At 64.9% G+C, this 14397-nt stretch carries 13 protein-coding genes; 6 read left to right on the forward strand and 7 right to left on the reverse strand.

Features of this window, described 5'->3' with window-relative positions; translation table 11 throughout:
- Positions 1-26 precede the first annotated feature (26 nt).
- Positions 27-437, forward strand: coding sequence for a DUF2721 domain-containing protein (locus ABXH26_RS04470; protein ID WP_353565841.1), 411 nt, complete (start codon positions 27-29; stop codon positions 435-437).
- Between the two features lies 1 nt (position 438).
- Here ABXH26_RS04470 and ABXH26_RS04475 read toward each other — a convergent pair whose 3' ends face one another.
- Both ABXH26_RS04475 and ABXH26_RS04480 read right to left on the reverse strand, forming a co-directional pair.
- A complete protein-coding gene (locus ABXH26_RS04475) occupies positions 439-2643 on the reverse strand; it encodes a sulfatase family protein (protein ID WP_353565842.1) in 2205 nt (734 codons plus the stop codon).
- Positions 2640-3728: a hypothetical protein gene (locus tag ABXH26_RS04480; protein ID WP_353565843.1), complete on the reverse strand. Its 1089-nt coding sequence runs from the start codon at positions 3726-3728 to the stop codon at positions 2640-2642. The genes ABXH26_RS04475 and ABXH26_RS04480 overlap by 4 nt, the downstream gene beginning before the upstream one ends.
- Positions 3729-3800: 72 nt before the next feature.
- Here ABXH26_RS04480 and ABXH26_RS04485 point away from each other — a divergent pair, with 72 nt between their 5' ends.
- Entirely contained in the window at positions 3801-4904 is a 1104-nt protein-coding gene (locus tag ABXH26_RS04485; RefSeq protein WP_353565844.1) for an MGDG synthase family glycosyltransferase, read from the forward strand.
- Here the strand turns inward: ABXH26_RS04485 and dgt are convergent.
- Positions 4898-6190, reverse strand: coding sequence for a dGTP triphosphohydrolase (gene dgt / locus ABXH26_RS04490; RefSeq protein WP_353565845.1), 1293 nt, complete (start codon positions 6188-6190; stop codon positions 4898-4900). The two genes, ABXH26_RS04485 and dgt, sit on opposite strands and share 7 nt — an antisense overlap.
- Before the next feature lie 50 nt (positions 6191-6240).
- A complete protein-coding gene (locus tag ABXH26_RS04495; RefSeq protein WP_353565846.1) occupies positions 6241-6966 on the reverse strand; it encodes a hypothetical protein in 726 nt (241 codons plus the stop codon).
- A 140-nt stretch (positions 6967-7106) separates the two neighbouring features.
- On the opposite strand from ABXH26_RS04495, the gene ABXH26_RS04500 reads away from it, so the two are divergent.
- The 4 genes from ABXH26_RS04500 to tnpA all read left to right on the forward strand — a co-directional run bounded on the left by ABXH26_RS04500 (position 7107) and on the right by tnpA (position 12126).
- Entirely contained in the window at positions 7107-9023 is a 1917-nt protein-coding gene (locus tag ABXH26_RS04500; protein WP_353565847.1) for a cation:proton antiporter, read from the forward strand.
- Positions 9024-9035: 12 nt separating this feature from the next.
- Positions 9036-10718, forward strand: a complete 1683-nt coding sequence (locus ABXH26_RS04505) for a DUF4407 domain-containing protein (protein ID WP_353565848.1) — start codon at positions 9036-9038, stop codon at positions 10716-10718.
- A gap of 79 nt (positions 10719-10797) precedes the next feature.
- Complete coding sequence (locus tag ABXH26_RS04510) at positions 10798-11553, forward strand: class I SAM-dependent methyltransferase (RefSeq protein ID WP_353565849.1); 756 nt, start codon at positions 10798-10800, stop codon at positions 11551-11553.
- A gap of 120 nt (positions 11554-11673) precedes the next feature.
- Complete coding sequence (tnpA, locus tag ABXH26_RS04515) at positions 11674-12126, forward strand: IS200/IS605 family transposase (protein WP_353565850.1); 453 nt, start codon at positions 11674-11676, stop codon at positions 12124-12126.
- A 160-nt stretch (positions 12127-12286) separates the two neighbouring features.
- Here tnpA and ABXH26_RS04520 read toward each other — a convergent pair whose 3' ends face one another.
- The 3 genes from ABXH26_RS04520 to rpsN form a co-directional block, all read right to left on the reverse strand.
- Positions 12287-13717: a hemolysin family protein gene (locus ABXH26_RS04520; RefSeq protein ID WP_353565851.1), complete on the reverse strand. Its 1431-nt coding sequence runs from the start codon at positions 13715-13717 to the stop codon at positions 12287-12289.
- 6 nt (positions 13718-13723) lie between these two features.
- Positions 13724-13984: an FmdB family zinc ribbon protein gene (locus ABXH26_RS04525; RefSeq protein WP_353565852.1), complete on the reverse strand. Its 261-nt coding sequence runs from the start codon at positions 13982-13984 to the stop codon at positions 13724-13726.
- 61 nt (positions 13985-14045) lie between these two features.
- Positions 14046-14315, reverse strand: a complete 270-nt coding sequence (gene rpsN, locus ABXH26_RS04530) for a 30S ribosomal protein S14 (protein ID WP_353565853.1) — start codon at positions 14313-14315, stop codon at positions 14046-14048.
- Between the last annotated feature and the right edge of the window lie 82 nt (positions 14316-14397).

The raw sequence follows: 14397 nt of genomic DNA on the forward strand, positions 1-14397 counted from the left end.
GATCCTAGCTTCGGGGCATCGCATCCATGGACCCGCACACCGTTTTCACCGCCCTCCCGCTCGCCGTCAGCCCCGTGATCCTGATTTCGGCCTACGGCCTGCTCCTGCTCAGCCTGACCAACCGCCTCGGGCGCGCGATCGACCGCGGACGCCACCTCCGCACCAATGACTCTCCGTCCCGCGACCTTCAGCTGGAGATCATCACCAAGCGCGCCAAGTGGATCCGTTCGGCGATCCTGTTCATGGGCCTTGCCATCCTGTTCGCCGCCCTGCTGATCCTCACGCTGTTCCTTTCGGTCTTCGTCAGCTTCGATCTCGGCATCGTCGTCTCCGCGCTGTTCCTGCTCAGCATCCTGTCGCTGATCATCGCGCTGTGGTATTTCTTCGCCGATGTGTCCGGCTCGCTCAAGGCGCTCGAAGCCGACCTGAAATCCTGACTCAATCCGGCTCGCCGCCGGGAAAGATCGCCGCCACCGGGGTTTCCCGCTTGTCGTCGATCCAGCGGTCGATCGCCGCCCGCATCGGCGCCAAGACCTCCGGCCGCCGGCTGGCGAGATCCTGCTGGCAGTCCGGATCCGACGCGGTGTGGAAGAGCTGGTAGTGCCGGCCGCCCTGGCGGGTCGGCGTGAGGACGACCTTCCATTTCCCCGTCCGCAGGCAGCGCTGTTTGGCATCCACGACCGGCTGCCGGTACTCCGCCTTCATCACGAACTGGTGGTTGAACGAGGGATCGATCGAGGTCAGCTCGTCCATCGGCGGCAGCGGCGGCCGTTCGATGCCCGGCACGTGGAACTGGATGAAGGGAAACTGGGTTTCGCCGAAGTACGGCAGGTCCCGTGCCGGCTCGCTGCCCTCCATCCATGGCGCCAGGTTGTGGCCTTCCCAGCGCTCGGGGATGTCAGCTCCCGCGAGCGACGCGAGCGTCGGCGCGATGTCGAGCGTGCGCACCTGCTCGGGGAAACGGCTGCCCTTCCGGCCCGGCACGCGGATCGCCAGCGGCAGGTGGAAGCTGTGGTCCGCACCCTCGAAGCAGAGGCCGTGGCCGAGCGTCACGTTCGGCTCGTAGAGGTCATCGCCATGGTCGGCGGAGAGCACCACGATCGTGTCCCGCTCCAGGCCGTTCTTTTCCAGCGCCCGCAGGATGCGCCCGAAGCAGGTGTCGAACTGCCGCGTGCAGCCATCGTAGAGCGCGCGAATCTGGCGGGCCTCCTTTTCCGGCAGCGCCTTCCACTTCTGCTCGAGGTCGGTGCCGCCGATGAATTCATCGATGTCGAAATCCACGCCGGTCTCGTTCGGCCCCTTGTAGGCGGGATCGGCGAACATCCGGCAATAGGGCTCCGCCGAGCGGTAGGGCAGGTGGTTGCACGAATAGAAGACGTTCATGAAGAACGGCCGGTCGTCCGCCGCGCAGCGGGCCAGCTGGTTCTCGACCCGCCCGGTCACCACTTCCGGCGTCACGAACTGGGCGAACGACTTGATCTGCGGGAAAATCCGGTAGCCCAGCGCGTTGTCGAAATACAGCGGCACCACGAAGTGCGCCATCATCACCGCCTGGCTCATGTAGATGCGGAAGTTGTCGAAGCTCGACACGTCGATCTCGTCGAAGCCCAGCGGCGCGACCTCGAAGAAGCCCGCGCACCAGTCGCCGATCGCATAGGTCTGGTAGCCGCGGCCCTCCAGCACCTCGGCCAGCGGCAGCGTCCGGGCCTGCATTTCCTCCACCTGCTCCCGCGGCGGGAACATCTGCCGGATCCCGTGGGTGTGCGGGTAGGTCGAGGTCATGGTGGAAATGTTCGACTCCAGCGTTGATCCCATCGGTGTGCGGCATTGCTCGAAGATGGAGGCATCCCGCACCCACTCATCGATGTTCGGGGAAACGCCGGCCGCCGCCGCGCCATCGGTCCGCCCCGGCCGGTAGCCGGTGTAGCCGAGGCGATCGCCCCGCAAGGAGTCCGAGCCGATGATGAGGATGTTCGGCTGCTTGTCGCCGGCGATTTCCGCCGCCTTCGACGTGCCCGGCCGCCACCAGGCCACCGCGCCCGCCACCAGGGCCACCAGCGCCGCGCCGACCAGGGCCACCTTGGCCACCCTGCTGCGCCGCCACCACCACACCGCCGCCAGCGCCACGGCGATCCATGGCAGGGCTCCGAACAGGAGGTTGTTGATCCACGGCCGCAGCCACGAGGGAGGCAGACTGACGATCGTTTCATACCATCCGCCCAGCGAGGCATCCCCCAGGAAATACGGCCGCGTCCACACCAGCCGCAGCAGGAAGTAGCTGTGGATCAGCCACGCTCCAATCAGCGCCGCGGACGCGACTTTCAGAAACGGCCGACGCCCGCGGTCGAATCGGCGCACCACGGGAAACAACAGCAGCCAGGCGGCCAGGCCGAGCAGGGCGTAGCCGACAAGCACCAGCAGGTTTTGCCCGATGAGGAAGCCGAGATACTGCGACACGGCGAGGTCGCTGAACTTGCTGTCCATGGCGCTCGAGCTATGGGCCAGCCGGTAGATCGAGCATGCGTACTGGATGGTGAGAAAGGCCCCCACCCCGGCAGCGGCTTTTCCGCCGGCGGCCGGTGGTTTCCCGAGCCCCGGATCGGCCTGGAAAGTCGCGGCCGAGTCGATGTCCGGGTTCTTCATGGGTGGCCGAGGATCACCCAGTTGTCGCTGACGAGTTGGTCGATGTACACGCCGCGGAGAGTTTTCGCCTCTTCCGGCACGCGCAAGGTCAGAATAAGGGCCGCCTTGCCCCGGTTCGCCACCAGCATCCGCTCGAACAGCTGGTCGAGCTCGCCATCCCGGGGCACGTAGCCGATCAGGAAGTCCGTGGAGTTCCGGGTGGTCAGCTGGTAGCCCCGCCACTGGCTGTCGTCCCGGAATTCGAAGGCGTAGAGATGCCCCGCATCGGGCTCCAGGTAGATCCGGAAGTCCATGGGCTTCGACGGCCGCTCGGCCACGTACTCATCCCAATCCATCGGCTGGTAGCAGACAAAGGTCTCCCAATCGACCTTCGGCTTGCGGTTCTCCATCACCTGGACCAGCAGCGACAGCCGGCTCTCATCCGGCCCGATGTATTCGGCCCGCCACATCTCGCGGTCCTGGGTTTTCAAGACCGGCGCGACGCCCCCGAAAAAGGTCAGCCGGGGCGGCGCGATCGGATGCCGCTTCTCCCAGTCCCGCATCAAGGGCGCGACCCGCTCCGGATCGCGCACCCACGGCAGCATGTCCTCGACCGTGCGGCCCTCGGTGAAGTGCTCGACGGTGCTGCGAATGTTGTCCACCAGCGCCTCGGCCTCCTTTTCGTCGGCCTTGCTTTCCTGGATGCTTTCGATGGCGGCCGCTCTGGAAATCTCGGCTTCCTGCTGGTCCTCGGGCCGCGTCAGATAAAACACCGAAGTCAGGATGGCGGCGGCGATCAGCGTGAAAATGATCACAAACCAGCCGTGCGGCACCGGCTTCGATCCCTCCTGCTCCTTCCAGTCCGACTCGGGATCGAGATCGATCCGGTTTTCCTCCAGCAGAGCATCCAGCTCGGGCTGTTTCTCGCGCTTCGCGGCCTCCTCCTTGGCCACCAGCCGGGCGGTGATTTCCTCGGGCTTCTCGACCTTCAGGCGATCCACCGTGACGGCGCTTTCCCCTTCAAGGCGAACGACTTCCTCCGTCGACTCCCGATCGTCTCCCACGACCTTGAGTTCGACGTTCCGATTAGATTTGCGATCGGCCATCCGCGGCAAACAAACCCGCATTTGCGGTTCGACGCAATACCCCCGTGACCGCTAAATCCTCCGGCCGACCGCATGCCTCCCCGCATCCTCATCCTCACCGCCGCGTTTGGCGAAGGCCACAACAGCGCCGCGAAAAACCTCGCCCTGGCGCTCGGCGAGCTTGGGGCGGAGGCCCGGGTCGAGGATCCCTGCCTCCTCGGGGCCCCCGCCGCCACCCGCACCCTGTCGAAGGGCTACCGCCTGGTCACCACCTACTCGCCGCGCTTTTGGGAGCTGCTCTACAAGCACACCGGAGATGTCGATTTCTCCAAACAACGACTTCCCCTGATGCGCCGGCCCGAGCGCGAGGTGGAGCGGCTGATCGAGGAGTTCCAGCCGCAGGCGATCGTCAGCACCTACCCACTCTATCCCTATTTCCTCGAACGCATCTTCGAATCCCGTGGCTCCACCCTGCCATCGTTTACGGTGGTCACCGACTCGATCGAGGTCAACCCGGCCTGGACCCAAGCCCCGACCGACGGCTGGCTGGTCACCGACGCCGCCACCCGCACGGCCATGATCGAGGCCGGCCTGGACGCCGCCCGCATCACGGAGACCGGATTCCCGGTGAATCCCTCGTTTTCCCGCCTCACGCCGGTCCCGGCCGATGACTCCTGCGACCCCTTCAAGGTCATCTATTTCACCACCGCCAAGGTCCCGCACGTCCGCCGCATCGCCAAGGCCATCCTCAACGCCTCGCCCCGCACCCAGGTGACGCTGGTGCTCGGAAAAAACGTCCGCCTCCTCTACGCCAAGGCCCACGAAATCAAGGAGCGCTTCCCCGGCCGCGTCACCCTCAAAGGCTGGACCCGCAAGGTCCCGCAGCTGCTCAACTCCCACCACCTCGTCATCGGCAAGGCCGGCGGGGCGACCGTCCACGAGGCGATCGCCGCCTGCTGCCCGATGCTCGTTCACCATCTGGTTCCCGGCCAGGAGGAGGGCAACCTGGCCCTGCTACGGCAAATCGGCGGGGGTGAATATGCTCCGGGCCCCGAGGCCATCGGCCGACACCTCTCCGACATGCTGGCCGACCGCGCCGGCGGCTGGCGCGCCATGAAGCACGCCCTGTCCCGCCACGGCCGCAATGCCGGCGCGCTGGCCGCCGCCCGGTTCGTGTTGGGCCGGATCGGTCACTGACCGACGAGGTCGCCGATCGAGCCGAAGTCCGGCGTGAACAGGCGCTTGTAGGTCCGCACCGCCTCGCCGTCGGTCATCGCGGCCAGGAAGTCGCACACCAGCCGCGCCCGGTCGGCCGGCTCCTGGCAGGCCTCCATTTCCGCGGCCACTTCCTCCGGCAGCAGCTGGAAATCCTGGCCGTCGATCGTTTCGCCCCGCACGTAGCGCGTTTCCAACACCTCCCACAGCCCGTGCAGTAGCCGGCTGCCCTTGTGCTCGAGCTGCTTGAGCTGCGGAGAAAGGAACACCACCTCGAAGGCCAGCCGCTTGAACACCGCGCACTCCTCGCGGATCGCGGGATCGACCTCCAACTGGTAGCGGTAGCGGTTCGTCTGCCCGCTCATGAAGCCCACCTGGTCGCGCAGGCTCGCCGCCTTCACGTAGCGGCCGATCCGGCTGCCGACGAAAGGATCGACCTTCTGCCGGTGCATCGCGCGCACCAGCTCGCCGAGCGGCGTGCCCTCGCCATGGTCCACGCCGTTCGCTTCGGCCCAGCGCTCGATTTTTTCCCGGGTCAAAAACCCGGCCCGCACGCTGTCGGCCAGGTCGTTGAGCGAGTAGGCGGTGTCGTCCGCCCAGTCCATGATCTGGCATTCGATGGACTTGCCGCCGTCCCGCGCGGCGCCGGGCGGGGATTCCGGCGGAAAGTCGTTTCCCGCCAGCACCCAGTCGAGCCAGCGTACCTGGCCATCGTAGAGGAAGTGATTTTCCGGCGCCTGGTCCGCCATGCGCCACAGCTCGCTCCACAGCGATTTGTATTTCAGCACCGAGTCGGCGAAGGCCCGCGTGGGATCCATGCCCGCCCGCTTCGCGGAAAAGATCCGCTCCATCAGCAGCCGCAGCGTTTGCGCATTGCCCTCGAAGCCGCCCCACGACGCCATCAAGTGGTTGAGCGTTCGCTCGCCCGCATGGCCGAAGGGCGGATGGCCGAGGTCGTGCGACAGACAAGCGGCCTCGACCAGATCGGGATCGATGAAATGGTCCTCGTCCAGCCGCTCGCTCGAATGCCGCAGCCAGTGGCAGATCCCGCGGCCGATCTGCGCCACCTCCAACGAGTGCGTCAGCCGCGTCCGATAGAAATCGTACTCCCCGCTCCAGAACACCTGGGTTTTATTCTGCAGCCGCCGGAAGGCGGGCGTGTGCAGCACCCGATCGCGATCCACCTGGAACGGCGTGCGGTAGTCATCCACCGCCTCACGGCCGGAGGGGCGCTCGATGTCGAAGGCCGTGTAGAAGCGATTCCGCATGCCGGGTGATTAGCGCCACGGCAGGCGGATCGTCAGCGAAAAACCCGCCATCAGTGGCCGCCGGCGTCGGCGTCGGGCACGTGCTCTTCCATGCCGGTCAGTTTCTTGGCCACGAAACCCATCTTCTCCAGTCCCGCGCGGCGCCTGTCGAAGCCGTCCGCCTCGTCGCCCATGAAGGCCTGCATTTCGGCCTTCATTTCCGGATCCTCACCCGGCACGACCTGGGTCGGGTCCACCCCGAGAGCCCGGGTGGCGTCATCGATCTGGTTGCCGCGGGTGGCGACCTTGTCCAGCGCTTCATCGTAGGAGTCCTTGGTGTTCGCCATCGACTTCACGTCTTCCATGCTCTTGCCGATGTTGACGACGAGCCAGTCGAACTTCGCCCGCAGGCCGGGGTGGATCATCACCGCGGCCGTCGGAGCCACGATCAGGGCGAGAAGAGCCACGTTGGTCACCATCCGGACCCTGCCACGCCGTTTCTTCAAGCGCCCGTCCCGCTCTTCCAGCATCGCGGAGAGCTCCTCGTCCTGCTCGGTATGGTGGACCACCGGCTTTGACTCCGCCGCCGGCACCTCCATCTGCGGCACCGGGGCCACAGCGGGAGCCGGCACGATCGCGGATTCGGCCACCGTCGGAGCCGGCCTCACCGGAGCCATCGCCCGCGGCGGAAGGTCCATCGTCTTTTCCGTGGCGGAAATGTCGGGGCTGCGGATGGCGGCATCGAAGAGGGCCTTCATGCGCTCCGACGGGTCGGTGTGGGAATCAGGCGTAGGCATGTCATTTCATCTACCTTAACCTTTCGTCATTGGGAAGATACTTTCTTTCCTGCTTTACGTAGGTATCAGATCGCGGAATGGGGTCCCCACGTAGTTTTTCCGTTAGCCTCGGTTAGGTTTCGCGGGCAGATTCGGAACGCATGCCGCTCCTGCTCGCCGCACAGGCCCCGATGTCCGCCTTGGCCTACCTGACCTTGATCCTCGCCCTCGGGGTGGTCGCGCAGTGGATCGCCTGGCGTTTCAAGCTGCCCTCGATCCTTCTGCTGCTGGCCTTCGGATTCGGTCTCGGGCAACTCACCGGGGTCCGCATCGATGACTTCCTGGCCGGAGGTTCAGGGCATGGCTCGCCGCTGCTGTCGGCGGTCGGCCTGTTCGTGGCGATCATTCTTTTTGAAGGAGGCCTCACCCTGAAGTTCAGCGAACTGCGGGAGTCGGGCCTGCCGATCCTGCGCCTTTGCACCCTCGCGGTGGCCCTCTCGTGCGCCCTTACCACGACCTTCATGATCTACGGGCTGGGCTATGACATCCGCCTCGCCGCACTGACCGGCGCCATCCTCACCGTCACCGGCCCCACCGTCATCGCGCCGCTGCTGCGCCACGTAAACCCGACCCGCAAGATGGCCTCGATCTTCAAGTGGGAAGGCATCGTCGTCGATCCGATCGGCGCGATCCTCGGCGTGCTGGTGTTCATCATCGCCCTTTCGAGCCGGGCCGACACCGCCTCATCGCAAGTCCTGCTGGCGATCGGGAAAATGATCCTCGTCGGCGGCTTCGGCGGCTACGCCCTGGGAAAAATCGTCGAGCTTCTGCTCCGCCGGCACCTGATCCCGGACTTCCTCCAGCCCGTGTTCCTGCTGGCCGTGGTGGCGGTGGCTTTCACGCTCTCGAACCTCGTCGAAAAGGAAGCCGGGCTGCTGACCGTGACCGTGCTCGGCGTGGTTTTGGCCAACCAGCGTTCGGTCTCGGTCCGCCACATTCTCGAGTTCAAGGAGAACCTGCGGACGCTGATCATTTCGTCGCTGTTCCTCGTGCTCTCCGGCCGGATTTCCCTGCCGGAGCTGCACGATGCGCTCGGCAAGGGCGGCGCCTTGCTGGCCTTTCTGATCGTCGTCGGCCGGCCGCTGTCGGTGTTCGGTTCGCTGGCGGGATCGAAGCAGACCACCTTCAAGGAAAGGGCCTTCCTCGCCTTTCTGGCTCCCCGGGGCATCGTCGCCGCGGCCGTCGCCTCCATCTTCGCCCTCGAGTTCGAAGTCGCCGCCAACAACGGCCGCTTCGGCGAGCTGGGGCCCGTCATCGCCAGCCAGTCGCGGGAAATCACGGCCCTCATTTTCCTCGTGATCATCGGCACGGTCGCCATCTACGGCCTGGCCGCCGCGCCGCTCGCCCGGGCCCTCGGGCTGGCCTCGAAAAACCCCACCGGCATCCTTTTCGCCGGCGCCGATGCCTGGGCCCGGCTGGTCGCCAAGGCACTGCACGACGACGGCCACCGGGTGATGCTGCTCGACACGAACTACTCGAACATCGCCGCCTCCAAGCTGCTCGGGCTCGATGCCCAACGCGCCAACATCCTGTCCGAATTCGCCGAGGAAGAACTCGATTTCAACGGCCTCGGCTCGCTGGTCGCCGGCACCCCGAACGACGAGGTGAACTCGATCGCCGCCCAGCGTTTCAGCCATCACTTCGACCGCGCCCACGTCTGGCAGCTCGCGCCCTCCGACCGCAGCGCGCACCACCGCACCGCGACCTCGTCGGAAATCCGCGTGCAGAACTGCTTCACCGGAGCCCCCGACCACCGCAAGCTCCAGCAGATGGCTCACCAGGGCGCGCTGGTGAAAAAATCGAACCTCACCGAGAAGTTCACCTTCGAGGATTTCGAGAAAACCTATGCCGGCACCTCGGCCATGGTGCTCTTCATCACCGATTCCTCGCGCGGCCTGCGGCCCGCCCCGGCGGAAATTGAAAAACTCCCGCCGGGATCGACGCTGTACGTGCTGGTCCCGGAAAACGCTGAAACGGTGGAATTGAAACCTGAAACATCCGCGGCGAGGGACCAGTAATCCGCGATTGCCATGTCCCGCACCCTGAAACGCGCCTTCTTCTGGCTGTCCGGCGCCGGCACCGAGACCCTCGAGCAATGCCCGAACTGGGAGCAGCGCAAATACGTCGCCTTCGGCGCCACCGTGCTCGTCCCCTGCGCGTTCGCCTTCATCGCCTGCGCCTACGCGCTTTCCACCCTCACCGACAACCCGCGGGTCACCTACCCTGTGGCCGCGGTGTGGGCCTTCATCATCCTCACCATCGACCGCGCCCTGCTCGCCGGCTACCGGCCGTTCCTGTCCTGGACGCGCAAGCTGTCGCAGTTCTCGCTGCGCCTCGGAGTCGCCATCCTGATGGGCCTCACCATCGCCCACCCGCTGGTGCTGCTGCTGTTCCGCGACACCATCACCTCGGTCATCGAGGAGGAGCGCGCCGCCGAGATCCAGACCGAGCGGGACGCCTTCGCCGGGCAAAAGGACGGCGTCCGCGGCGTCATGGACACGCTGGAGCAGAAGATCGCCAAACTTCAGGAAGACCGGCTCCAGACCTACAACGCGCAGTTCATCATTCAGGAAAAGGCCGACGCGGACACCGCCATTCCCGGCCTCACCGCCGAGCAGCAGGCCGAGCTGAAGGAAGCCACCGACGAGGCCACGGCGCCGTTCCGGGCGAGGCTCGATGTCGTGAACCCGCAGCTCGACGAGCTCACGCCGCAATTCGCCAAGGCTCAGGAGGAGCTCACTTTCTGGCAGGCCGAATACGAGCGGGAGCTGAACGGCCAGCGCTCCGGCCTTATCGGCGAGGGCCCGCGGGCTCGCTCGATCAAAGCCGACCAGCTCGAACCGCGCCGCGAGGAAACCAAGCGCCTGGCCGCACTGCTGGAGCACCTGACCAGCGAGAAAGCCACCCTCCAGACCCAGGCCCGCGAGGCGGAAAAGGCGGCCCTGTCCGGCTTCGAGGCCCGGCTGGCCGAAATCGAGGCCGCCAATCAGGCCGAGGCCGAGCGCGTGGCCGCTCTCAAGCACCAGGTCGAGCAGAGCCAGGCCGACGCCTTCGTCACCCAGCAGAACGCCGTGCGCACCGCACTCGACACCCAGATCGAGACCCGCAACGCCGAGCTGAAAACCGCCCAAGGGGAACTGTCCGCCCTTTCCCGCGAGGAGCAGGAGCGGATCGATGCGATCAACGCCGAGCCCCGACGCGACGTCCTCACCCAGACCCTCGCCCTCCACAAGCTCTTCGAGCAGGGCGCCGAGGGTGGCAAGTTCGCCTTCTACACCTATCTCATCCTCACCGCCCTGTTCATGCTGGTGGACACCATTCCGCTGGTGGTGAAATTTTTCACCAAGCCGGGTCCCTACGACCGGCTCCTCGACCGCGATGAAACCTCCTACGCCGCCGAGCACGAGGCCTTCCTCCACAGCCACGGCCGCTACATGGCACAGCTCGCCTCGGGCAACCTGATCGCCGTGACGCGAAACAAGACGCTCGAAAACGCCCTCGTGGATGGCGTCGAGCACTCCCGCGCCGCCCGCGAGTTTCTCGATTCCCTCATTTCCATGGAACGCTCCTTCGCCGAGCAGATGCGACTCGAGCAGGAAGCCCACGCCCACGCCGGGCCGGAAAAACTCGCCGCGCTGGAGGCGATGAAGAAGCGCTTCTACGACGACCTCCACCGTCGCATGGAGATCTTCTTCGCCGGTGCCCAGGCGTGAGTCGAGGGCTGGAATGAAAGCTTTCGCTCGCAAGGCTCTGCGAGGGGGCTGAAGCTCGCGTTGCCAAGCCCATCCCCCCTTGAACGCCTACACCTCCCTCGAAGCCCAGCTCCACGACGCCTTCTGGGCCGACGAGGAAACGCCCGAACTGCTGTGGATGGAGAGTCTCCTCGAAGAGCCGGCGCTCGAAATCGGCTGTGGCTCGGGACGGCTGCTGTTGCCGCTCCTGCAAAAAAGCCTCGCGGTCGAGGGTCTCGACAACTCCCCCGACATGCTCGCCCTGTGCCGCGAAAGCGCCTTGAAGCTCGGCGTGAATCCGGTGCTTCACGAAGGGGACATGGCCACCTTTTTCCCCGGAAAGGCCTACGGATCGCTGCTGGTGCCCGCCTTCACCTTCCAGCTTTCCGATGATCCCGCCGCCACGCTGGCCAACTTCCGCCGCCTTCTCCGTCCCGGCGGCCTCCTTTACCTCACCGTTTTCATTCCGCTTGCCGAGATCCATCGGGAGCTGCCGGAAAACGAGTGGTACTCCGACCACCAGACCACCTTGCCCGATGGACGGCACGCCTCGGTCGAGACCCGCTTCCGTCTGGATCGCAAGACCCGCCAACTGCATCGAGAGCATCGCTATCGCCTCGCCGGCCCCGACGGGGAAAAGGAGCACCTTTCCCGGCAAACCGTCCGCTGGTTCACCCCCCGGCAACTCCAGCGCCTGCTCACCGATGCCGGCTTTGCCGTCGAAAACGCCGTCGCGGATTTCGACGAGGAAATCGCCGTCGATGAAGACAGCCAGATCATCACGATCGTCGCTCGTTCAACGTTTCCACAGAGCTGATTTCCAAGGGCCAACGGCCCGTCACATCCCAGCCCCGGCTGAAGGCCGGGGTATGCTTCGCGCAGGTTACCGGAGGGCTGAAAGCCTGACAGATGCGGGATGGCGCGTCTAACATCACGCATGGCCCAATCCCTATCCCAGATCCTCCTCCACGTGATCTTTTCGACCAAAGAGCGGCGTCCCTTCCTCTCATCGACGATCCGCCCGCAGGTCCATGCCTATCTCGCTGCCACCGCACGACAACTCGGAGCAGAATGCTATCGCGCCGGAGGCATTGAAGATCATGTTCATCTCGCGGTCCGACTGCCCCGCACCCTCTCCGTTTCCAAGCTGGTCGAGCAGGTCAAAAGCAGCTCCTCCAAATGGATCAAGACCTTGGGACCCACATGGGAAACGTTCGCATGGCAAGCCGGATACGGGGCGTTCTCGATCAGCCGGACCCATCTCTCCCAGCTCGTCGATTACATCGGTGGACAGGAGGAGCATCATCGCAAGATGTCGTTCCAAGACGAATACCGCGCGTTGCTTCGGAAACTGCGGGTCGATTTCGACGAGAGATACGTCTGGGATTGAAGAGAAGTCCCCGACGCATGGGTCAGGCTTTCAGCCCTCCGGTATTCCACGCACAGCCAACCCCGGCCTTCAGCCGGGGCTGGAATGTGAGGGGCTCTTGGCCCTGAAGAAGCCCGGCTCTAGAAACTGCCCTGAGATCAGCCTTCCGACCTCCGGTTTCCTACTCCTGCTCGTCCTTGCCGGTTTCCTCTTCCACCACGGGGGCGAGCTTGCGGAAGTGGATCTGGCCGACTCGGCGGCCGTCGGTGCTGGTGACCTTGGCTTCCCAGCCCTCGATCTCCATCGTTTCCCCCACTTCAGGGAAACGGCCGAGCTGCTGGGTGACGTAGCCGCCGATGGTGGTGACCTCGCCGCTCTCCAGCTCGAGATCCTCGGTGATGTCCGTCAGGTCGTTGAGGGTCAGGGTGCCGTCGACCACGAACTCGTCCTCGCCGATGCGCACGAAGTCGGGGCGCTCGTTGTCGAACTCATCCTGAATGTCGCCGACGATTTCCTCGATCACGTTGTCGAGAAACACGATGCCGACCGGTGTGCCGAACTCATCGACCGCCAAGGCCAGGTGCTGGCGTTCCTTGAGGAAAAACTTGAGCAAGGTGTCGAGCGGCATGGTGTCGGGCACCATCTTCAGCTCGCGCTTGATCCGCATCAGGTCGGGATCCTCCTCGCCGACGAGATCAAGCACGTCCTTGATGTGGATCTGGCCGATGTGGTGGTCGAGGTGCCCGCCCTTCACCAGCGGGAAGCGGGTGTGGCGGGTCCGGCGCGCGATCGAGAGGGCCTTTTCGAAAGGCTCGTCGGCATCCAGCACGATCACGTCCTGGCGCGGCGTCATGACGTCACGAACCCAGAGTTCGTTCAGCTCCAGGGCATTGATGGCGATCTCCTGCTCGGTTTCAGTGACCTCGAGGGCCTCGCCACTTTGGGAAACCAACAGCGCGAGTTCCTCGGCGGAGTGGATGTGCTCGCCCTCGCTGACAGGATCGATCCGGAACAGCTTCTTGAGCAGGAAATTGGCGGTGCCGTTCAGCAGGCGGATGGCCCAGTGAAACGAGCGATAGAAGACATGCAGGGGCTTGGCCAGAAGCAGCGTGGTCGCGACGGCCTTGCGGATGGCGATCGATTTCGGCAGCAGCTCGCCGATCACCACGTGGAGGAAGGTGAAGGAAATGATGGCGAAGCCGAGCGAGACCCACTTGATGAGTTCGACATCGACGGTGCCGACCCGCATCACCGCCGGGACGCCCATTTTCCAAAGGGTGGGCGAGACCAGCGCGCTGATGAACGGCTCGCCGAGGAAGCCGAGCATCAGCGAGGCGATCGTGATGCCGAGCTGGTTGGCGGACAGGTAGCCGTCGAGTTTGGCCACGATGCCCAAGGCACGGCGGGCCTTGCCGGGATTTTCTTCCTCAACGGTCTCCAGCTGGCTCGGCCGGACCTTGACGATGGCGAACTCGGACGCGACGAAGAACGCGTTGAGCAGAAGGAAGAAGATGATGCCGGCAATGTACACCAAAGCGACGAGGGGCGACGGATAGGTCGTCGACACCTCGTGCGCGGTCGCCGCGAGAACGGAAAGGGAGGGCAGGTTCATCGCGGGTCACAGCTTCTCGTACACGCCCTGATCCCGCTTCTCGAGGATCGTGAAACCGGCGGCCTTGGCATCGCTCACCGAGAGCGGCTTGGCGACCTTGGGCGTATTGACGCGGGAGATGACCTTCCGGATCGGATTCCGGCATGCCAGGCACTTCTCCAGTGGCGCCCGATCGACCGGGCGACGCAGTTCGAATCCTTTGCGACAAATCCGGCAAGATCGCTCGGGATCTTCCGGATGTTCGGAAACGTATTCGTAGATCGGCATGACAATGCGGGAGGACGGGCTGTTTCCGCCTCCCGCGAAGAGTAGCGCAAGCGGCTACCGATCACCAGCTCGACTTCGTCACGCCGGGAATCATCCCGTGCGAAGCCAGTTCGCGGAAGCTGATCCGGGAAAGGCGGAAGCGGCGGAGGAAGGCGCGGCGGCGGCCGGAGAAGGCGCAGCGGTTCACCACGCGGGTCGGGCTCGCATCACGGGGAAGCATGGTCAGACCGATGTAGTCCTTCTCATCCTTCAGCTTGTGACGCAGGTCGGCGTACTTCGCGACGGTGCGCTTTTTCCGTTCGTTGCGGGCAATCCAGCTTTTCTTAGCCATAATTCGGGGCGCGGTGGATACCCGATGACAGCCCCATTGCAAGCCAAAATCGGGGTTTTTGAAAAAACCTCCCGTTCGCGCG

Origin of the sequence: Haloferula sargassicola, assembly GCF_040362925.1 — a bacterium.
GTDB lineage: Bacteria > Verrucomicrobiota > Verrucomicrobiia > Verrucomicrobiales > Akkermansiaceae > Haloferula > Haloferula sargassicola.

What these genes read in the sequence shown, in the direction of transcription:
- dgt (WP_353565845.1), bottom strand. Translation starts at nt 6,190, where the DNA reads ATGCGGAATCGCTTCTACACGGCCTTCGACATCGAGCGCCCCTCCGGC.
- tnpA (WP_353565850.1), top strand. Translation starts at nt 11,674, where the DNA reads ATGGCCCAATCCCTATCCCAGATCCTCCTCCACGTGATCTTTTCGACC.
- ABXH26_RS04525 (WP_353565852.1), bottom strand. Translation starts at nt 13,984, where the DNA reads ATGCCGATCTACGAATACGTTTCCGAACATCCGGAAGATCCCGAGCGA.
- ABXH26_RS04485 (WP_353565844.1), top strand. Translation starts at nt 3,801, where the DNA reads ATGCCTCCCCGCATCCTCATCCTCACCGCCGCGTTTGGCGAAGGCCAC.
- ABXH26_RS04500 (WP_353565847.1), top strand. Translation starts at nt 7,107, where the DNA reads ATGCCGCTCCTGCTCGCCGCACAGGCCCCGATGTCCGCCTTGGCCTAC.
- ABXH26_RS04475 (WP_353565842.1), bottom strand. Translation starts at nt 2,643, where the DNA reads ATGAAGAACCCGGACATCGACTCGGCCGCGACTTTCCAGGCCGATCCG.
- ABXH26_RS04520 (WP_353565851.1), bottom strand. Translation starts at nt 13,717, where the DNA reads ATGAACCTGCCCTCCCTTTCCGTTCTCGCGGCGACCGCGCACGAGGTG.
- ABXH26_RS04495 (WP_353565846.1), bottom strand. Translation starts at nt 6,966, where the DNA reads ATGCCTACGCCTGATTCCCACACCGACCCGTCGGAGCGCATGAAGGCC.
- ABXH26_RS04470 (WP_353565841.1), top strand. Translation starts at nt 27, where the DNA reads ATGGACCCGCACACCGTTTTCACCGCCCTCCCGCTCGCCGTCAGCCCC.
- ABXH26_RS04505 (WP_353565848.1), top strand. Translation starts at nt 9,036, where the DNA reads ATGTCCCGCACCCTGAAACGCGCCTTCTTCTGGCTGTCCGGCGCCGGC.
- rpsN (WP_353565853.1), bottom strand. Translation starts at nt 14,315, where the DNA reads ATGGCTAAGAAAAGCTGGATTGCCCGCAACGAACGGAAAAAGCGCACC.
- ABXH26_RS04480 (WP_353565843.1), bottom strand. Translation starts at nt 3,728, where the DNA reads ATGGCCGATCGCAAATCTAATCGGAACGTCGAACTCAAGGTCGTGGGA.